The sequence below is a fragment of the Corynebacterium imitans genome (assembly GCF_000739455.1).
Lineage (GTDB): Bacteria > Actinomycetota > Actinomycetes > Mycobacteriales > Mycobacteriaceae > Corynebacterium > Corynebacterium imitans.
On record NZ_CP009211.1, the window covers coordinates 2,421,417 to 2,441,127 of the forward strand.

Consider the following 19,711-nt stretch of genomic DNA (forward strand, 5'->3'; position numbering starts at 1 on the left):
TACCTACCGCGGCGCAACGCCCAGCGCGAAGTAGGGAACCAGGATCACCACCGCGCACGCGATGAACATCCACACCGTGGTGGGCGACTTGTGCAGGCGCGCAGCGTACGCGCCGAAAAAGCCGCCCGCGGTGTTGAAGATGAGATCGTCCATATCGCTGTAGCCCGCGGCAAGCAGGTACTGCGCAGTCTCGACAGACAAGCTGGCGAGAAGGCAGAAGCAGGTGGTGACGGCAACGGAGCGTCGATAAGCGAGATAGCCCACAGGGAAGAAAAGGGCGAGGTTGCCGAGCAGGTTGAACCAGGGGCCCCACCAGACGCGGTAGTGCTCGAAGGAGACGAGCGGGTCGAGGCGGATCTGTTGGATCTGGTGTGCCTCGGCGTCCCACACCCCGGGGACGGAAATGTAGGCCTTACCGACGGTAAAGGCGAGCACGAACACCACGCTCACCAGCAGGGCGAGCGTGTGCAGGGCGCGAGAGATTTTCACCCACGCGACAATAGCGCCGCAAGCTGGCTACTTACTGGTAGCTTTCTCGGGAAGCGGTTGACCAGAGACTTGAAGGTAGGCGTGCGCGAAAGCGAGCGCACCGACCGGCAGGGTGAAAAGCAGACCGACGACAGCAAGCGCGAGTCCCACCAGGTTCAGCGCGGTTGCGGCGAGGCTGATGAGCAGCAGCGAGCCGTAGTTGCGCTTCGCGGCGCGGTAGCCCGGGCGGGCGGCCTCCCACACGCTCATCGCGTCGGCCGCATACAGCATCACCATAGAAAGCACCGGGGTCAGCAGGTTGATCCCCAGGATCCCGCCGACGAGCAGCCAGAACAGGGCGGTCTGGTAGAAGGGTGCGCCCTGGTTGAAAGCGGGCGCCGTGAAGAGGTCGACCAGCCCGCCGGTGATCACGGTGGACCACGCGGTGACAACCACGACGCAGGCGGCGACGACGAACAGGGAGGTCAGCAGCGTTTCTTGGTACTCGGTGGCGCGCACGTCGCCCAGCCGGAAGCGGGTCTGGCGGGCCTGCCGCAGGACGTTGACCGAGCCGAGCGGGAGGATGAGTGCGGCGATGACCAGCGGAGTAGTCACCGGCAGCACAAGAAAGCTGAGCACGACGGCGGCGAGGCCGACGGCGGTAAGTACCACCCAGGTGAGCCAGTTTTTCATCGTTGCGCGCCAGGCCCATGCGAGTGCCGCACCCGCGCTGATGGTGTTCGGGGCGTGCAGGGTGCTGGTCTCGGGGCGCATACCTTAGAAGATAGCAAGAAGAAGCTGTACGCGGGCGAAATGGTGCGTTTTACCCCGAGATTGCAGTGCTTTGCGACGCCACCTGCCGGTACCCATGCGCAAACGCAAGCGAGACAAACGCGATGATCGGCACCCAGATGAAGGCGGACAGGCGCGCGTACTCGTGTGGGATGAGGGTGCGCAGGTAGATGCCTGCCGCGGCGGGAATCGCGGCGATGAGGAGCGCAAGGAGCACCTTGTCCAGGTTTTTCGCGCTCGCGGCCAGGCCACAGGTGGCGGCCTCCGGGACCGTAAAGCGCCCGTCTGCGGCAAAAGTGAAGGTAAACGCGCAAAGCGCGAGCACCAGGGCGAACAGCCCGACAGCGACGTAGAGCGCGAAGAATTCGGGGGCCAAGAACCCTGTGCTTGCATCCTTCGGCGGGGGTGCCGGGAAGTCACGCAAGCCGACGGCGAGGAAAATCCCGAAGGTCATCAGCGCGTAGACCCCGGCGAAGATACTGAAGAGTGCCGCCATGACGATGACGCGGAAGAAGCTGGAGACGCGAACGTCGCGGAGCCGAAGGTGCGGGTTTGCCGAGTGCTGCACCGCCACGGCGAGCAGCGCGGGTGTGCAGATCCCGCCGAGAGACGGCAGGGCCGCGGTGAGCAGGCAAGTCAGCAGTATGACGGGCATCCACAGCCGCCATCCCGTCACCAGCGCGCGGGCGGCCCACGCGTAGGCCGGCAACACGGCGAAGCCGCGAATCGGCCTGGGCGGTGGGGCGTCCATGCGGTGTGGGGGTAGTTAGTACGTCTGCGGTGCGGACTCGGATGGGACCGGGCCGCCGGAGATCTGGCGGTAGGCGTGCGCCATCGCCAGGATGACCACCGGTGAGGTGACGATCAGGCCGACGAAAGCCAGCACGGTGCCGAAGCCGATCAGCAGGCCGCTAAGAATGGACAGGCCCAACAGCGGCAGGTAGTTACGCTTGCCCGCGGCAAAGCCCGCCTTCATCGCCTCGCCGAAGGAGCCGGCGTTATCAGCAGCGTAGAGGGTCTGCGTGGCGAAGAAGGGGGCGACCAGCAGGGACACCAGCATCAACACGCCAACCAGGCCAGCGATGCGGCCGAAGAGCGGGCCGAAGGCCATCGGGTCGTCTTCAATCATGGCCGGATCGGTCGGCATCGTGCTTGGGTCAATGCTGGAAAAGATGCCGATGCCAAAGATCAGGGCGAGGACGAACAGTACCGCAGTCACGAAAAGCCCGATGACCACAGACATGCCGAGCGTCTTACCGTAGGTGGGAGCCTTCACCTCGCTCAAACTGAACTTGCGGGACAGCGTCTGCTGCAGACCCGCCGACCAGACCAGCGGGTAGATGAAGATGGAGAGCAGGCCGAGCAGGCCAGTCGGCTCGAAGGTGCTCGCCGCCATAAACACTGCCGCGAGCAGGCCGAAGAGCAGCCAGGTCTGCCAGTTGCCAAACGTGGTCTTAAACGCCCAGGACAGCGCCTCCATCACGCGGAGCTTGCCCGTGCCCTTGGTGTGCGTGAAGCCATTGTTCGCCGGGTCGTTGATCGGGTGCGGGGTCGTACCATCGCCGTAGGTGCCGTCGACAAGCTGCTGGCCGTGGTAGCGCAGCGCCGTAGCACCTGCGGCACCGGCCGCGGCGTTGACGTCAAACTGGTCAAAGCTGTGCTGGTCGTAGCCGTTTTGACCGTAGGCGTTCTGGCCGTACGAGCTCTGCTCAGACCCGGGCCACGCTGAAGAGCCAGCGTTTTCCGGGTGGCTGCCCGCCGGATTGTCCGGGTAGGGCTCGAAGCCCCCGTAGGGGCTCGACCCGCCGGTGTCGCCTGCGCCGTTCGGGTTGGTGTTTCCGTCGTTCGGTGTAGTCATGCGGCCGATAATAACAGCCGATTCGCACACCCCGCCCGCCCACAGGAAGCGGACAGGGTTCGCGGAGTCCGCGCCTACTTCACCACAAGGTTGACCATGCGGCCCGGCACCACGATCGTCTTCACGATGGTTTTGCCGTCGGTGAGGTCGGCCACGCGGGCGTCGACAAGCGCAGTGGCCTCCATGTCCTCCTTGGAAGCATCGACGGCGACATCGATGCGGGCCTTGACCTTACCGTTAATTTGTACGGGGACTTCGACGGTGTCGTCGGTAAGCAGCGACTCATCGAAGGTGGGGAAGGGCTCGAAGGTGAGCGTGTCGGCGTGGCCGAGCTTCGCCCACAGCTCCTCGGCGATGTGCGGGGCGACCGGCGCAACCATCTGCACCAGCGGAGTCACCGCCGCGCGCGGGGCGCTATCCGGGTAGGTCTTGGTGAGGTAGTTGACGTACTCGATCAGCTTCGCCACCACCGTGTTATCGCGCAGGTGCTCGTAGTCCTCACGCACGCCCGCGATGGTGCGGTGCAGCTGCTTGGCGTCGTCGGTGGAAAGCTCGGCATCCGTCACCGTGGCCTCGCCGGTTTCCTCGTCGACCACCAGGCGCCACAGGCGCTGCAGGAAGCGGTGCGCACCGACGACGTCCTTCGTCGCCCACGGGCGGGAGGTATCCAGCGGGCCCATCGACATCTCGTAGACGCGCAGGGTGTCCGCGCCAAAATCGGCGGCGATGTCGTCCGGGGCCACCGCGTTCTTCAGCGACTTGCCCATCTTGCCGTACTCGCGGTTGACTTCGGCGCCGTCGAAGAAGAATCGGCCGTCCTTCTCCTCCACCTCGGCGGCCGGGACGTAGACGCCACGGGAATCGGTGTAGGCGTAGGCCTGGATGTAGCCCTGGTTAAACAGGCGGCGGTACGGCTCCTTGGAGGTGACAAAGCCCAGGTCATAGAGGACCTTGTGCCAGAAGCGCGCGTAGAGCAGGTGCAGCACGGCGTGCTCCACACCGCCGACGTACAGGTCCACGCCGCCCGAGTCGTTCTCGCCGCGCGGGCCCGTCCAGTAGCGCTCGTTCTCCAGGTCGCAAAAGGCGTCCTCGTTGGTCGGATCGATGTAGCGCAGCTGGTACCAGGAGGAACCGGCCCACTGCGGCATGACGTTGGTGTCGCGCCAGTAGGTCTTCTCGCCCTCGCCCAGGTCCATGCGCACCTCGACCCAGTCCTTCGCCTTCGCCAGCGGCGGCGAGGGCTCAGAGTCCGCATCGTCCGGGTCGAAGGACACCGGCTTGTAATCCTCCACGTCCGGCAGCTCCACCGGCAGCTGGTCCTCCGGGATCGAGTGCGCCTGGCCATTCTCGTCGTACACAATCGGGAAAGGCTCACCCCAGTAGCGCTGGCGGGCGAACAGCCAGTCGCGCAGCTTGTACTGGATCTTCTCTTTACCCTTGTGCTTCTCGACGATCCACGCCAGCGCCGCCTGAATCGCCTCCGCCTTACCCAGGCCATTCAGGTCAAGGCCGTCCGCATTGGCCGAGTTGATGTGCGCGGCGTCGCCGGTAAACGCCTCCTCGGAGACATCGCCGTCAAGCACCGGAACGATCGGCAGGCCGAAGACGGTAGCGAACTCGTAGTCGCGCTCGTCGTGCGCCGGCACTGCCATGATCGCGCCCGTGCCGTAGCCGGTGAGCACGTAGTCCGCGATGAAGATCGGCACCTGCTCGCCGTTGACCGGGTTGGTGGCGTAGGTACCGAGGAAGACACCCGTCTTCTCCTTATTCTCCTGACGCTCCACGTCCGACTTCGCGGCGATGGCGCGCTTGTAGGCGTCCACCGCCTCGCGCGGGGTGGCCTGACCGTAGGTCCAGCGCTCGTCGGTGTTTTCCGGGTACGCGTCGGCCAGCAGCACATCGACAAGCTCGTGCTCCGGCGCAAGCACCATGTAGGTCGCGCCGAAGAGGGTGTCCGGGCGGGTGGTAAACACGGTGAGGTCGCCCGCCGGGGAGGCGAAGTTGACGTCTGCACCGCGGGAGCGGCCGATCCAGTTGCGCTGCATGCTCTTGACCTTCTCCGGCCAATCCAGCAGCTCCAGGTCATCCAGCAGGCGATCCGAGTAGGCGGTAATGCGCATCATCCACTGGCGCAGACGCTTGCGGAAGACCGGGAAGTTCCCGCGCTCCGAACGCCCTTCCGCCGTGACCTCCTCGTTGGCCAGGACGGTGCCCAGGCCCGGGCACCAGTTGACCATGGACTCATCGAGGTAGACCAGCCGGAAGGCGTCGATAGCCTTGTGCTTCTCCGCCGTGGTCAGGTCGCGGAAGTTGCGGCCGTCCTTCGTCTTCCGAGCCCCCGACATCAGGTCCCGGACCAGGTCTTCGATCGGGCGTGCCTTCTGCTGCTCCTCATCAAACCAGGCGTTATAAATCTGCAGGAAGATCCACTGCGTCCACTTGTAAAACTCCGGGTCCGTCGTTGCAACCGCGCGACGCTTGTCATGCCCCAGACCCAGCTGATCCAGCTGGCGGGTCATGTTCTCAATGTTCTTCTCCGTGGTCGTACGCGGGTGCGTACCCGTCTGGATGGCGTACTGCTCCGCCGGCAGACCGAAGGCGTCGTAGCCCAGCGTGTGCAGGACGTTCTTACCCAGCATGCGGTTGTAGCGGGCGTAGACGTCGGTAGCGATGTAGCCCAGCGGGTGCCCCACGTGCAGGCCCGCGCCCGAGGGGTACGGGAACATGTCCTGGACGTTGAGCTTCTCCTTCGGCAGCTCCTCGCCGGTAGCGAGCGGGCCAACCGGGTTCGGAGCGTTAAAGGTACCGTGCTCGCGCCAGTACGCCTGCCAACGCTTTTCAATGTCATTAGCCAGCGCCGCGCCGTAACGGTATGCGGGGCCGTCAGGGTTTTGGGAGTTCGCGGGAGTATTCGCCTCAGTCATAGGTATGCAGTGTAGTAGGCCCGGCACAGTCAGGGGCCATTGCTTATCGACGGCTACGTGCCGCGCGTTTTCCCAGCGAATTCTTTTTTCGGCGTTTTGTGGGCGCGAAAAGATATAGGAAAGATATAGGGGTGGTTTTTGGGGCTCGTTTTTGGTGTTTTGGCTGGTAGGCGAATTGTTGCTATATCTTTTTTATTTGTTTTCTTGGCGGTTACGCTTTGATCCAGCGCGTGCCGCGACCGCGGGGCGGGCCTGCCGGGTCGATCTTCGCCTTGCCCTGGTCGCGCAGGTCACGCAGCATCTTTCCCGCCTCCTGCGTACTGATCCCCGCGTGAGCTGCGATCTGCGCGGACTGCAACGTCCTCCCCTCTTCGAGCTGCGACTCCACCCAGGACTGCACACCGTTGGCCATTGATTCGCCGGTTTCCGCCCCACCAAGTAGCGCTCGCGCTTCGGCAGAGAGGCCCCAATCATCCGCGCCGCCCAAACGAGCGAGCACGCCAAGCTCTTCCAAAGAATCAAGAAGCTCTCGTGCCTCATTGGTTGCCTGCTGCGTTTTCGCCTTCGCCGTTTGCAGGGAAATAAGCGGCGAGTCGTGAAGGTGCCGCAGAACAATGAGCGTTCCTACCGTGGATATGGGCTTGCCGAAGCGTTTGCTCAACGCGTGAATCCCACGGACGAATTCGGTATCCGGATTCGCCCCCGAAAAAATGACACTCACCGCCGTTTCGGTCGCAATAACTTCGGGGATGTCCCGACCGGAGCGGATCATGGCGGCCCACATACGGTCGAAACCGCGGGAACTTTCCTCTGCCAAACCCAAGGCGCGCATTGCTGCCATCAGGCGGTTGTTCCTCGGTTCGGACGTCACTGTCAGCAGTCGATCCACGGATACGCTAGGCGGCAAGGGCCCCGGCGATGTCACTTTGAGGAGGCGCTTCGACTGCTCAACGACGATCGGCTTTGAGATACGCCAATCTCGGTGGATTAACGCATTGGAAATCGCCTCGTCGATAGCCTGAGCAGGGATCGCAGGGATTGCGATTTCCTGCCCGTCGTCGAATTGCACCCGCGCGATTTCCTGCTGCACGTGAGCGTCAATAAGATCACGCAGACGAGGCAGCGCGAGGATCACCGGTGCGGAAATCTCCGTCACCTTAGGGTCTTCTCCAGGAAAGTCACGCCAAAGGTGGCGCACGGTCACGTGCGTAGGCTCCGGCTCAGCAAGCAGAATTTCTGCTGCCCGCTTCAGGCTCCCATCCTGGCGAAGCAGTCCGAGCTCGCGGAGCAGGCCGGTGCGGGTGCTCGCTATCGTGGGTTCATCGCCTAATCCTTTTCGAAATGGGGCATCCAACAGGCGGCGCGCTTCCTCTATGACGCCGAGGCTAAGGTCCTCAGGTGTCAGGTCCGTCTCGCCGTTGGAATAGTCCGGGTTACGGCGAATTGCATCAATCGCACGGCGAGTTTCCTCCGGAATCGGCTTACAAGAAAACTTGCCGCCATCGTTTTCTCTGCGCTTCGCTGCGCCGTCGTTCCGCGTGTACAGCGCCCTCGCTTCGGGGATATATACGGTCAGCAACCGCGCTCCGCGGAAAAGGAAGCTCGTCGCGGATACGTTCATGCCCGGCTTTGAAGCGTTGAAGATCCGCCTCTCGACGTCTTCTTCTTCCAGATCCGTACCCGTGAACGCGTCAGGTCCGTCAATCTTGTCATGCACTCCGACAATGATGTAGCCACCACCGACTTCGCTGTTGGCCATACAAATCGCTTCGTCAATAATCTTCTCGACGAGCTTTGGACGCGCCCGATTAGCCCCCTCGCGGTGTGAGGGGTCCTCTTTGAATTCCAGCGTCATCGATTCCTGCGAATCCGCAGTTGCACCATCCCAAATCGCCTCCAGTGCGCCTCGGATGTACGCGGGGAGGTGACTTAATCCGTCAGGTAACGTCATGCGTACAGTCTACATTTCCCCAGGGAATTCTTTTTTGCAATTCTTGTGGGCGCAAAAAGATATAGAAAAGATATAGCGGTCGTTTTTGGGGCCGGTTTTGCCGTTTTAGCTGGTAGACGAATTGTTTCTATATCTTTTATCTCTTTTTATTTGTTTTCTGACGCCTCGCACCACGCGACAATCTCGTCGAGGCGCGAAAGATCAACGCGGTCAGTGTCCTTCTTATACATCTCGATCATCGAGCGCTCATTCTCCGACTTCCGCGGCTTCAACTTGAGCGCGCCGATGATCCCTCGCATCACGCCTGCGTGGGCAGGGGTGAGCTCCGAGTAGTTCAGTCGGCCGGGCAGGTAGAAGCGTTTTATGTGGCTGGCCCGGTCGCCGAGCAGCTCCGCCGTCGGGTCTGTCTCTTGCACCACGTGGTCCAGCGTCATCCCCACCGTGACGACGCAAGTTGGGCGGGCCTGGATCGTCTGCTCAGGCAGCGCTTTTGCGAACTTGGCCGCAGCGTTCATCGGTCCGTGCGCCGGAGCGAGAACGACGATGGGACCCTCTGCGGCGGCTGCGGACACTTCGGCGGGGTCGGGAATCTCCTGCGCGGTCGTGCCGAGACGACGTGCGAGTTCCTCAGCGTACTGCCGCGTGGACCCATAGACGGAGGAGAAGTAGATGTGCATAACGCCATTGTGGCATGGATGGGGAGGGTGAGGGTGAGGAAATCTACCGGGATGCTGGCACCTAGAGCTCCCTGCCCCACAGGGGAACGATGTAGTCTGGCTCTAGCCATGCGGCCTTTCATTGAGGATCTCTCTACGCGTAGCGAAGCCAAGGGCCGAGCACTTCGCCGCATGGTCGCTTACATTTCTAAGCTACTCTCTATTCGCGTAGCGTTATGTCGAGTTTGTGCTACTGTTGTAAGCGAGCCAAGATCATTGGCCACGGCTTCAATCTAGGCGTTCGCCCGAACACCCCAAGCCGCATACGGCACACACATTCGAAAGGAAGAACTACAATGCAGCTCCAAGATCTGCTCGACGCTTGCACCCCTGGCGGCGCGTCGGTACTTACCTCTGTCACTGAACTTTCCGCAGCTGCTGGTCCGCACGCTTCGGTCACTCCCGCAAAGTTCATTGATGGCAGCACCCCCTGCTTCGGCTACGAACCACGTTTCATCGACGGCGCCCCCACGGAGACCGTGATCATCGACAGCATTCCTTCTGCAGCAAATCGCGGTGAGCAGGCCATCACGCGAGCAATCGAGGGTGGCGACCCCTTACTGTCTCGCATCCCGCGCATCCTCGTCCACTATGGGAGCGAGAGCTATACAGACATCGAACTTCCCCACCGCTTTGCCGACGGGCACATTCGCGCCAGCAGCTACGAGGGAGAGCCGGTCACCAAGGCTGACTGGTATCGCGACATGAGGAATTCGACACCGCGGGATTACCGCGCGATCCTCAACACTGCCCCAATAGCACTCCTCGCTGGCGCTTGGGACTCGACACGCCCCTCAAACCAAGTACGCGTACGGAGGTCTATCACCGGGGAAACCATTGGCATCCTCGCAGACCAGTCACGCCCAGGGAGTGAGCAGCAGGGTGCTCGAAGTGGCGCTCGCGTCGACCCTGTCGGCGCAGCTGTCCATCTTGACCCATCTTCGTTCCAGCAGATCATCGCTAGTCAGGAAGACGATCTTTCAAAGAAGAAGCTCGAAGACATCAACGCCAAAATCAAAAAGGCGAAGAAGGGCGAAACCTTCTCCGGATCGGGAGTGGGCGTGGGAGCACTTCCCCCGACTCTAGACCCTCTTGGAGGCGTGTCTTGCTCTCGCATCATCCGGTCCTGGGTGTTGAGCTTCACCGCTCTACGTCAGCTGAACTTCGGCGACAGCCCGGAGCAGACTGTCGCCGCAAGAGCCCTCATCGCAGCACTTGGCCTGGCGCTCATCGCCAGGGCAGAGCAGGAACTCTACTACCGCTCGAATTGTGACCTCGTTGAAGTTTCTGCTCCTGTGGTCAAGCTGGATCAGCGATATGGCAATTTCCAGGAGCTGCCCCCACTGAGCATCGAAGCTGCTGATGCCCTCTTGGAGGCGGCGCTCGAACACGCCGAAAAGCTGGGTGTTGCCGATTGGCACGGGCAGGTTCGAGAGGTAATCGGAAACCCTGCCATCATCGCCGGCGCGGTGGACGACGCAGAAGATAAGGAATAACCAAAATGCCCCAATTAGCGTTGACTGCAACGTTCCCGTTGGGCACCTACTACGGGCATCGAAGTGATGGTTCTGTCGAGGCTTACCCTTCCCCTCTGCGGCTACACGCAGCCCTCCTGAGCGCTGCAGCCCAGGGCCACCTCTCAGAGGATGGTGAGCCTTCCCAAGCATCGCTCGATGCTCTTCAGTGGCTTGAAAAGCACCCGCCAAACGGGATCTATCAACCGGATACTCGCCTCCTCAATAATGGGAATCAGCGAATTGGGTACCGGGACGTCGGAACCTTCGATTCGAAAAGTATGCGAAAGAAAGTAGATGCCCGTCCCATCTCAAATGGCGTAGCAGTGCAATCTCCTTACGGCTATATGTGGCACGACGTGCCGGAGGGAGTCGCCGCTACGCTTACTCAGCTCGCTGAGGACGTGCCCTACTTGGGGGAAAGCCATAGCGTTGTCGCGTTAAGTGCGCAGAGCTTTACGCCCAACCTATGGTTATCCCCAACTGCGAACTGCTTCACCAAGGAGGCTTTCGCCAGGCCGGTTGCCGCAGAGGGACGTACGGCCGCCTTGATCGCTAACCACAGAGCGCGCTTCACAGCGAAGCCACCGACGCTGGCACGCGATGCTTTTAAGAAAAGCCAAGTCCCCCACAGTGAACGCCCTACCGAGATTGGTATTGCGGAGTCATGGTACGAGCCTGCTGAGCCCCTCCCCGAGGACGCGCCATGGGGCACCGTCTACCTCTTTGAGCTAGATCGTGAGGTTGAGAAGCGCGATCGCGTTGCGTTGGCGCTAAGCATGCACAAAGCGCTCATCGCTCGCCTTGGCTACGGTGCTACGCCCCTCATCACTGGTAAGTACAACGACGGGATCAAACAGCCTCCAAATCGGCTTGCAATCCAGTACCTGCCCCCACGTCTCGCTCAATTGCTGAACAAGGATGGCCCTCTTCTTGGACTCTTCGTGCCGTCCGATGCAACACCGGAGGAGCTTCTCCAAGTCCAGCGAGCAGTGGATATTCGCGAGCTTTGGTCAAGGCGCCTCGGCAAGATCCGTATTCGGTTTTCCAATGAGACACGCTCAGGAACGCGCTTTTGGCCAGCTCCAGAACCCGGTGCCTACCGACTATGGGAAACGGAGATGCCGATCGTGCCTGAGGTACGACGCATCCGCCGCAATGGCAGCGAATGGTCGTTGGGCGATTCCGCTTTGCTTTCCGCAGCTTATGTGTGGCGGAACGACTTCACCCTTACCGGAAGCGGACCAACGCGCTACATAGATCTCCGCGATCAGGCTGCGCGCAGGGGAGTCTCTACTCTCGACACACACGCAGTGACTCGACACGTTCGTGACTTTGCGCATCATTCGCACGAAAGCGTCCCAGTGCAGCCTTACCGCGCGGTGCTCGACTTAGGTGATCTCGCAGGCCCTCAGGCCGCGGTCATGCTCGGTCAATCCAGGCACCTTGGCGGTGGCCTCCTCCGCCCATTGGATATCAACCTCAATTCGTCAGAAATCCCAGGAGAAAAGCCATGACGAAGTTAACTCTGAGTAATTTCGACGAGTTTTTCGCCGCCATGAACAACGGACACTTTCCATTTTCGTGGCAGTGTGAGCTTCTCGAATACATTGTGCGTACCGGGCGATGGCCAGACCAAATCGCGGCCCCAACTGGTGCAGGGAAATCTTCAGTTGTCGACGTCCACATTTTCGCGAATGCCCTGTTTGCGGCAGGGGAAGCTCCGCGCGTCCCACGCAGATTACACACAGTGGTGAATCGTCGCGGCCTCGTGGACAACCAGTACCAACGTGCCCTCGAGATACAACGGGCATTGACACAAAGCACTACCGATGACGGTAACCACCCAGACGTAGTACGCAAGGTTGCAGACGCATTACGTAGCCTGGTACCCGTCGGCAGTAACATGCCGTGCACCGTGTCTGTATTACGCGGCGGGCTCAGCTCACGGTCACTGCCGGTAAGTGACCTTGCGAGCTGTGCTGTCATTGCCTCAACACCAGACATGTGGGGTTCACGCGCACTCTTCCAGGGGTATGGTTCGACGAAGTACGCTCGTCCCAGAGAAACTACTCTTGTCACGAGTGACTCGGTGGTTGTGCTTGACGAGGCACACTTGAACCGTCAACTGTTAATCACTGCACGCCGAATCAGGGAAATTCAGTTAGCTGGTGCAGACACTGGTCTCCCTGCGCTCCAAGTCGTCGAGACGACAGCAACTCCCGCAAACCAGTCTGAAGATTTGTCGGTGATCGGGGTAGACCCCAATACGCTCGACGAAAGCCGAGACGCCGCCCTGCAACGCAGGCTCCATGCGACGAAGCAGTTGAAACACGTCCAAACCCCCAAGTGGAATGGCAGGAAGGCAAACCGTGGCGTAGTGGACGGTGCACTTGAGCAGATTCACGCATGGCTGGAAGAAGACAATCGCGTCGGTCCGATTGGTTGCATCGTGAACCACGTAGATACGGCGCTCAAAGTAGCCAACGCGCTCAAGAGGAAGAAAGTACGGTATATCCTCCTCGTCGGCCGCTTGCGCCCATTTGACCTCCAAAAACTCGAAGAAGACTACCCGGGCGTGCTTACTCCTACTGGAAACAAGCAGGTTGACGTCGTTGTTGCAACGCAAACTCTTGAGGTTGGAGTAGACGTTGATTTCCAATACATGGTCACAGAACTAGCTCCAGCTACTGCAATTCAACAACGCAGCGGACGTGTCAACCGCCTCGGAAAATACGATACATCTGAGCTAGCAATTCTTGAGCCGGTTGCTCCACCTGCCGCAAATAAAGAATTCGCGCCATACAAAGGGGACGATCTCAACGATGCCTTTCAATGGCTTACGGCTTTCGAAAACGGCACTGACGTAAATCCTGCGCTGCTCGCTTCGAACCCGGCCCCTCCGACAACGCCCTCACGACTGCTCTATCAGCGTTTGGAGTACCGAGATGTAGAACTCCTCGCGAAATCAGCCGAGCGTCGCGCAAACCCGATCGAGCTTGATTTCTGGCTCCGAGACTCTCTAGAGACGGAAGCCCCTAGCGCTGGCGTAGTTCTGCGCAAAAAGCTCCCGCAAACGCAGGAAGCAACCGTAGAACTGCTAGAGGCCTTGCCGCCTCGAGCTGAAGAGGTTTTTCCGGGGTCGATATCTACCGTCAGAGAACTCGCCGTCAAGCTCCAGCAAGACAGCGAGGAACGCCGAGCGGCTACGTTACTGTTGGTGTATCGCGCAGGCGATATTGAGCTCCTTGACGAGCCGAATGAGATCAAGCCAGGCGATACACTCATCGTAAGCGATCAGCTACCGTTCACTACCCAGGGCGTGCTGACGATTCCAGCTGAGGACGAGCAACTGCCAGATGAAGTTCCAGCGGACGGAGTCACCGTTTACTTGCCCGATGAGGAAGACCTTGACCTCGATCTCTTCCGAGCAGCAAGCTCGATGACCCCAGCTGAGTTTCTGGAATTTTGGTACGACCGCTTTCCTGGTGACGCCGAAGCTGGCATGAGTATCGAAGTTTCTGCATCGTCGATCGAGGACCCGCGAGGCGACCTTGCCGCTTGGATTCTCCGCCGCGATTCACAGACGCTGCGCACTGATGCCGAGACTGTGCAGGAATGGTCACCTCGTGTGGACAAAAACACCCCACCGCCCTCCCTGACTCAACACCAGACTGACGTAGCTAAGCGGGCGCGGATTATCTGTGATTCCCTGAGTGTCAATCCAGCTCTTGCAGACCGGGTGGTTACAGCGAGCTTGCTTCACGACGAGGGCAAGCGCGATCCCCGCTTTCAGCGGATGCTGGGAAACCTCGATCTTGACCAACCATGGGCCAAGAGCCGTACCCGGAGCCGACAAGAGATCCAGCGAGCAAAAGCTGGAAGTGGTTTGCCTGTTGGGTGGCGGCATGAACAGCTCTCTGCAGCTATGGCTGAAGACCTTCGTCTCCAAGGAGACGAGCGCGTCGACGAGCTGGTTGTACACATTGTTGGCGCGAGCCACGGCCGCGGACGAGACTTATTCCCCCAAGTTGGTGAAGAACTCCTTGTTGGATCTGCAACCGCACAGAAGTTGTTCACACAGGGTCAGTGGGAAAGCCAAGTACGCAAGCTCACAAGGGAATACGGTGCCTACGCCCTGGCTGCTTGCGAAGCGCTCGAGCGCGCAGCGGACGCGCAGATTTCAGGAGAAGGACGATGAAACACAGTCTCGTAGTTGCAGGGAATGTATATTCCGGTTTATCTCATTTCGCCCTTGCTGGGCTGAGTCTCCTCGCACGGTCGCTGAGTGACGGTGTAGTCACCACTCATTGGAGCAACGAACCAACGCCCCGAGGCGTCCTGGACACAGAGGACATTGCTCCTGAGGAAATCGCCATAGAGATTAAGCGCCTGAGCCAGTCGTGGTACCAGGGGTGGACAAGCATTCGAGTCCAATATGCGGCAGGCGAGTTTTCCCCGTTCAGCCCCAGGTTCAAGCAAATTGCTCCCCGCAAGAACCCAGATGATTGGCCTAAACATCAGCAAGCACGTACCTCTGCTCTCGATAAGTTGTCCGTTGATGATGACCACTTGGCGTTGCAATTAATTCACTCCCTGGGAGAAGCCGCCTACTGGAGGTTCGACGGAAAAGACCCCCGACCTGATCACGGTGCCTCCCGGTGGGAGATGAAGACCCGCAATCAAGGTGAAGAGTTCGTCTCGCAGAAGCTCTTCAAGTATGTCGAGGCCCTGAGCGATTGGGATACCAAGGATATTCTGGCCGGATTGACAGGCCAGCGCGTTAAAGATCCTTTCGGTGACGATGCTTCCAGAACGCCTTCGGGTTTTACTCCACCGGCACGGACAGACTTGGCCCTTGCATTTGCAGCGCTCATCGGTATCGGACAATTTCCAGTGAGCGCACGCGCACAGCAAATGGCGCTCACTCCGTGTGCGTATCCGGACACAGCGCTGCATACGAAGGTAGCCGTGCTTCCCGTACCAACCATTCCTTTGACCCCCGAGAGGTTCGAAAGCATTGTGCTCTCTCAGGAGTGGGCGTCCGTGGTCAACGCTTTTGGTGCCGAGGAAATCGGTCGAACTCCGGAGAGTTTGCTACACGACAGCGCGGTTACTGCGCTTCGGCAGTTCGGTGCGCCCGCAGCCGCTGTGTTCCGAGTCCATCTCGGAGGTAGCTCTTTAGCACCTGAGCGCTACTTCGAAAGCGGAAAGGTCCGCCTGTTGTGACACGGGAAGAAGATTTCTTGCCGATTAGCCTCGTCCTCCATACTGCGTTTTGCGAGAGAAGGGCTTGGCTGGAGGCAAATGGCGAGTCAACGCTGACGTATCAGATGCAGGCCGGGGATAACGCTCACGAAGCGGTCGACACCGTAGCTCACTCACGCACACACCGTTTGACGTCTTATCCCTTGCGCTCGGAGCGTCTCGGCATCGTTGGAAAAGCTGACGTAGTCGAGGTATTCGAGGGCAATGAAGTGGGACTAGTCGAGCATAAGGCAACCCCGGTTCGGCGTAAGGCCCAGGTGACCCCAGCTAATCGTCTGCAACTTGCGCTGCAACGCGAGTGTTTGCGTGATGCAGGCTTTGATGTGATCGAGCAGTCGATATATTTCACCGATCACCGTCGGCGGGTCGAGGTGGAGCTTACTGACGACGACAGCCAAGTCGCCACCGATACGATCGCACGCACTCGAGCGATCGTTGATTCCACGCATGCGCCGGTTCCGCTTCTCGACGACGAACGGTGCTCCCGGTGCTCACATTTTTCTATTTGCCTACCTGATGAGCACCACGGCGGGAACGCGAGACGACGCATCCATGCTGCTGACCCCGATGGTCAGGTATTGCACCTCACCATGCAGGGGTCTCGCGCCAGTATTCGCAAAGGAAGGGTCGTCGTAGAAAAGTCCGGTGAGAGACTTGCAGATGCTCCACTCGCCCGGATTCATGGAGTTGTAGTCCATGGCAACATCGATCTTTCTAGCGCCTTGCACCGTAATCTCCTCTGGGACAACGTACCGGTCGTGTGGTGTTCTTCAACAGGACGAGTCTACGGATTCTCAAAGCCCGCCGACGGCCCCAATGGCGGAGCTCGCGTGCAGCAACATGTCCTGAGCAGTCGAGGTTGTCTACCGATTGCGCGTGGAATGGTCCAAGCGAAGATTTGGAATCAGGCCACTCTGCTGCGAAGGAACGGCGACGCACCTGACGCAATCAGATATCTGCAGGCCGAGGCAGAGCGCGCAGCAACGGCCGCAGATATACCAGAGCTGTTTGGGATCGAGGGAGATGCCGCTGCACAGTATTTTCATGAATTCGGGTCGATGTTGCGCCCAGCACAAATGGAAACTCTTGGTTGGCAGTGGAAAGGACGGCATGGTCGTGGTGCAAGCGATCCGCTCAATATCTTGCTGAATTACTGCTACGGCTTGCTCAGGGCCGAAGTACTCCGAGCAATCCTCAGCTGTGGTTTAGACCCGCACGCGGGGTTCTTGCATAGTAGCGGCCGTAACAAGCCCGCACTCGCACTGGATCTCATGGAGGAGTTTCGAGCCCCGCTGGCTGACTCGGTAGTGCTTTCTCTTGTGAATCGGCGCGAGATTAAGGCTAGCGACTTTACCCACGTCAACGGGGCTGCTCGCCTTCGCGACCAGGCAAGAAGAAAAGTGATTGCGGCCTTCGAACGTCGAGTGCAGACAAGCATTCGCCATCCCCTTTTTGGCTACGACGCGACATGGCGTCGGGTAATAGAAATCCAGGCCAGGATGGTGCTCGGCGTCATCACCGGCTCCCAACCATCCTACGAAGGCGTGAGGGTTCGATGAGTCGGGACGATACACGTCGAACGCTTATCTGTTACGACATCATCAATGATCGTCGACGCACACGCGTCGCTGATGCACTGTCAGAATTCGGAGACCGGGTGCAGTACAGCGTCTTTGTTGTGGATATCTCACCCGCCAGACTTCTACAAGTGAAGTCCCGCCTGAGCACGATTATCGAGCCAGGCGAAGATTCCATACTTTTCTGCGACCTAGGCCGAGTAGCAGAACTGAGCGAAACAAAGTTTGGGTATCTTGGAAAGTCGCGGGAGGTCACAGACAATGACGCACTGATTCTCTAGCAGAATTGGTGGTAAAGCTACGAGCGCGCCGGTGTCACGCAAACCCTTGGCTTGCGCTCGCGCAGTGAATCGCCTGCTCAACATTGAGAACTCAACAGTGGATGACTTTTGAAGCGCAACGTCTTGTAGAATCGTCTTCGCACTCGCAAACCGCTGGATTTCCCCTGTTCACTGGTGCTGTTTTTCAGCCCCAGTCGCCGTCCTTTACGGGACGGCCTTTCATTGAGGGGAAAAGCGAGGTTTCCGGCAAATTCACCCAGTCAAGTCGCCGTCCTTTACGGGACGGCCTTTCATTGAGGGACCCAATGGGGGCACGATAGGGAGCCGGAGCTTGGTCGCCGTCCTTTACGGGACGGCCTTTCATTGAGGGAGGACATTGCCAACGGCAACGGGGAACGAGCGGAAGGTCGCCGTCCTTTACGGGACGGCCTTTCATTGAGGGTGGCCACCCAACCAGGCACACAGCCTGTTCGAGAAGGGTCGCCGTCCTTTACGGGACGGCCTTTCATTGAGGGTAATGAACAAGTTCAAGGGTCGCCGGGGGAATCCCCCGTCGCCGTCCTTTACGGGACGGCCTTTCATTGAGGGGTCACGCACCTAGACACCGTCGCGACACTCGACCAAGTCGCCGTCCTTTACGGGACGGCCTTTCATTGAGGGGCCTGCGCGGACGCGACTTCCGGCTTGTTCGGGTCGGTCGCCGTCCTTTACGGGACGGCCTTTCATTGAGGGCTCATGATCATGGCCGACGGCACCGAGACCGAGGTCGACGTCGCCGTCCTTTACGGGACGGCCTTTCATTGAGGGTTGAAAGGTCTGGTCCGCATGGCTTTCTCAATTGACGGTCGCCGTCCTTTACGGGACGGCCTTTCATTGAGGGCTCAACGCGTTCACCACCAAAAACTCCCCCTCCGGGGTCGCCGTCCTTTACGGGACGGCCTTTCATTGAGGGTGCACACCCCAGCCCCGCTGGTCTGTCAGACGCACGTCGCCGTCCTTTACGGGACGGCCTTTCATTGAGGGGGTTCTGCCGACGACATCAAGCGCAACGTCACCATGGCGTCGCCGTCCTTTACGGGACGGCCTTTCATTGAGGGATCTTCAACGGCTTCCGGGTGGGGCCATGCGGCGAAGTCGCCGTCCTTTACGGGACGGCCTTTCATTGAGGGGTCATGCACCGCGGGCGGGGGTTCTGCACGAACTGGTCGCCGTCCTTTACGGGACGGCCTTTCATTGAGGGGACATGAAAGTGCACCTTAAGGGCGCGACGCACTGGGGTCGCCGTCCTTTACGGGACGGCCTTTCATTGAGGGGTCGTCATGGGGCCGTACAGCCTCAACGGATACATCGTCGCCGTCCTTTACGGGACGGCCTTTCATTGAGGGCGGGTAAATGTGGTCGATGGTTAGGTTCTCGGTCGTGGTCGCCGTCCTTTACGGGACGGCCTTTCATTGAGGGACCGTGCCCGCTAGGAATCTCCAGCGTGCCCAACGTCGCCGTCCTTTACGGGACGGCCTTTCATTGAGGGGCCACACCTAATCCCTGCCTATCCTCTGCACGCGATCGGTCGCCGTCCTTTACGGGACGGCCTTTCATTGAGGGACAAAACGCGGGCCTGCAGAACTGATCATCACGGAGCTGTCGCCGTCCTTTACGGGACGGCCTTTCATTGAGGGAACCCCAACATGACCGCGTCGATCAACGGCCACGAGTCGCCGTCCTTTACGGGACGGCCTTTCATTGAGGGTTTTGGGGACGACCCAACGAGCAAGGCGCGAACCGGTCGCCGTCCTTTACGGGACGGCCTTTCATTGAGGGTGTTGCGCGGCGGCTTGGGGGTCGATTTCCGGGTATGGTCGCCGTCCTTTACGGGGCGGCCTTTCATTGAGGGTTCGCAAAACGCCTGGAAGACACGCGGCGCACGTTCCGTCGCCGTCCTTTACGGGACGGCCTTTCATTGAGGGGACACCGCCTCCGATCCCCCGCCGAACGCCGGCAGAGTCGCCGTCCATTACGGGACGGCCTTTCATTGTGGGTGGTCGACCTCGATCGCGCCGGGCGAAAGCAAGGTGTCGCCGTCCTTTACGGGACGGCCTTTCATTGAGGGACCTGCTCGAAGAACATGTGCCCATACGCCAGCGCGTCGCCGTCCTTTACGGGACGGCCTTTCGTTGAGGGTTCTTCGCTGTCTCCGGCACGATCTTGACGTACTGTCGCCGTCCTTTACGGGACAGGACGGCCTTTCATTGAAGGCCACACACCAAGTGCCTCTTCTTCCTTGGCCCGACGTCGCCGTCTGTTTCAGGACGGCCTTTCATTGAGATCCTTGGCATGAGTCATCCTGGTGGTAGCAATTCACGGG

General features: G+C 59.9%; 13 protein-coding genes and 1 CRISPR repeat array. Of the genes, 6 read left to right on the top strand and 7 right to left on the bottom strand.

The genetic code is table 11. The features are described 5' to 3' along the window. Positions 1-3 precede the first annotated feature (3 nt). The 7 genes from CIMIT_RS11320 to CIMIT_RS11350 form a co-directional block, all read right to left on the bottom strand. The gene (locus CIMIT_RS11320; protein ID WP_038593151.1) at positions 4-489 is read right to left on the bottom strand and encodes a VanZ family protein; all 486 of its coding nucleotides are present in this window, start codon (positions 487-489) and stop codon (positions 4-6) included. A 27-nt stretch (positions 490-516) separates the two neighbouring features. Further along, complete coding sequence (locus tag CIMIT_RS11325) at positions 517-1,242, bottom strand: hypothetical protein (RefSeq protein WP_038593154.1); 726 nt, start codon at positions 1,240-1,242, stop codon at positions 517-519. Positions 1,243-1,291: 49 nt separating this feature from the next. Beyond that, positions 1,292-2,011 carry a hypothetical protein gene (locus CIMIT_RS11330; RefSeq protein WP_144311858.1) on the bottom strand — a complete coding sequence of 240 codons (720 nt, stop codon included), beginning with the start codon at positions 2,009-2,011 and terminating at the stop codon, positions 1,292-1,294. A 15-nt stretch (positions 2,012-2,026) separates the two neighbouring features. Next, positions 2,027-3,118: a DUF2189 domain-containing protein gene (locus tag CIMIT_RS11335; RefSeq protein WP_038593160.1), complete on the bottom strand. Its 1,092-nt coding sequence runs from the start codon at positions 3,116-3,118 to the stop codon at positions 2,027-2,029. Between the two features lie 74 nt (positions 3,119-3,192). Beyond that, complete coding sequence (gene leuS, locus CIMIT_RS11340) at positions 3,193-6,042, bottom strand: leucine--tRNA ligase (protein WP_038593163.1); 2,850 nt, start codon at positions 6,040-6,042, stop codon at positions 3,193-3,195. Between the two features lie 211 nt (positions 6,043-6,253). Then, the gene (locus CIMIT_RS11345) at positions 6,254-7,993 is read right to left on the bottom strand and encodes an ATP-binding protein (protein WP_038593165.1); all 1,740 of its coding nucleotides are present in this window, start codon (positions 7,991-7,993) and stop codon (positions 6,254-6,256) included. A 146-nt stretch (positions 7,994-8,139) separates the two neighbouring features. Next, a complete protein-coding gene (locus tag CIMIT_RS11350; RefSeq protein ID WP_038593168.1) occupies positions 8,140-8,670 on the bottom strand; it encodes a flavodoxin domain-containing protein in 531 nt (176 codons plus the stop codon). A 335-nt stretch (positions 8,671-9,005) separates the two neighbouring features. Here CIMIT_RS11350 and cas7g point away from each other — a divergent pair, with 335 nt between their 5' ends. From cas7g to cas2, 6 genes are read left to right on the top strand one after another with little or no spacing between them, the layout of a single operon-like run. Beyond that, complete coding sequence (gene cas7g / locus CIMIT_RS11355; RefSeq protein WP_038593173.1) at positions 9,006-10,205, top strand: type I-G CRISPR-associated RAMP protein Csb1/Cas7g; 1,200 nt, start codon at positions 9,006-9,008, stop codon at positions 10,203-10,205. A 5-nt stretch (positions 10,206-10,210) separates the two neighbouring features. Further along, positions 10,211-11,740, top strand: coding sequence for a type I-G CRISPR-associated protein Csb2 (csb2, locus tag CIMIT_RS11360; RefSeq protein WP_038593175.1), 1,530 nt, complete (start codon positions 10,211-10,213; stop codon positions 11,738-11,740). Then, complete coding sequence (gene cas3g / locus CIMIT_RS12480) at positions 11,737-14,424, top strand: type I-G CRISPR-associated helicase/endonuclease Cas3g (RefSeq protein WP_038593178.1); 2,688 nt, start codon at positions 11,737-11,739, stop codon at positions 14,422-14,424. Before csb2 ends, cas3g begins: the two co-directional genes overlap by 4 nt. Beyond that, complete coding sequence (locus tag CIMIT_RS11370) at positions 14,421-15,452, top strand: hypothetical protein (protein ID WP_038593181.1); 1,032 nt, start codon at positions 14,421-14,423, stop codon at positions 15,450-15,452. Before cas3g ends, CIMIT_RS11370 begins: the two co-directional genes overlap by 4 nt. Further along, on the top strand, positions 15,449-17,050 hold the full coding sequence (locus CIMIT_RS11375) for a CRISPR-associated endonuclease Cas4/Cas1 (protein ID WP_038593184.1): 1,602 nt from the start codon (positions 15,449-15,451) through the stop codon (positions 17,048-17,050). Before CIMIT_RS11370 ends, CIMIT_RS11375 begins: the two co-directional genes overlap by 4 nt. Then, positions 17,047-17,349: a CRISPR-associated endonuclease Cas2 gene (gene cas2 / locus CIMIT_RS11380; protein ID WP_038593187.1), complete on the top strand. Its 303-nt coding sequence runs from the start codon at positions 17,047-17,049 to the stop codon at positions 17,347-17,349. Before CIMIT_RS11375 ends, cas2 begins: the two co-directional genes overlap by 4 nt. 193 nt (positions 17,350-17,542) lie before the next feature. After that, positions 17,543-19,527: direct repeats of the CRISPR family, unit length 36 nt; unit sequence GTCGCCGTCCTTTACGGGACGGCCTTTCATTGAGGG. The last annotated feature ends 184 nt before the right edge of the window (positions 19,528-19,711 follow it).

Excerpts from the sequence above, each read along its gene's own strand:
- csb2 (WP_038593175.1), top strand. The coding sequence starts at position 10,211 with ATGCCCCAATTAGCGTTGACTGCAACGTTCCCGTTGGGCACCTACTAC.
- cas3g (WP_038593178.1), top strand. The coding sequence starts at position 11,737 with ATGACGAAGTTAACTCTGAGTAATTTCGACGAGTTTTTCGCCGCCATG.
- CIMIT_RS11330 (WP_144311858.1), bottom strand. The coding sequence starts at position 2,011 with ATGGACGCCCCACCGCCCAGGCCGATTCGCGGCTTCGCCGTGTTGCCG.
- CIMIT_RS11335 (WP_038593160.1), bottom strand. The coding sequence starts at position 3,118 with ATGACTACACCGAACGACGGAAACACCAACCCGAACGGCGCAGGCGAC.
- cas7g (WP_038593173.1), top strand. The coding sequence starts at position 9,006 with ATGCAGCTCCAAGATCTGCTCGACGCTTGCACCCCTGGCGGCGCGTCG.
- CIMIT_RS11345 (WP_038593165.1), bottom strand. The coding sequence starts at position 7,993 with ATGACGTTACCTGACGGATTAAGTCACCTCCCCGCGTACATCCGAGGC.
- leuS (WP_038593163.1), bottom strand. The coding sequence starts at position 6,042 with ATGACTGAGGCGAATACTCCCGCGAACTCCCAAAACCCTGACGGCCCC.
- cas2 (WP_038593187.1), top strand. The coding sequence starts at position 17,047 with ATGAGTCGGGACGATACACGTCGAACGCTTATCTGTTACGACATCATC.
- CIMIT_RS11370 (WP_038593181.1), top strand. The coding sequence starts at position 14,421 with ATGAAACACAGTCTCGTAGTTGCAGGGAATGTATATTCCGGTTTATCT.
- CIMIT_RS11325 (WP_038593154.1), bottom strand. The coding sequence starts at position 1,242 with ATGCGCCCCGAGACCAGCACCCTGCACGCCCCGAACACCATCAGCGCG.
- CIMIT_RS11350 (WP_038593168.1), bottom strand. The coding sequence starts at position 8,670 with ATGCACATCTACTTCTCCTCCGTCTATGGGTCCACGCGGCAGTACGCT.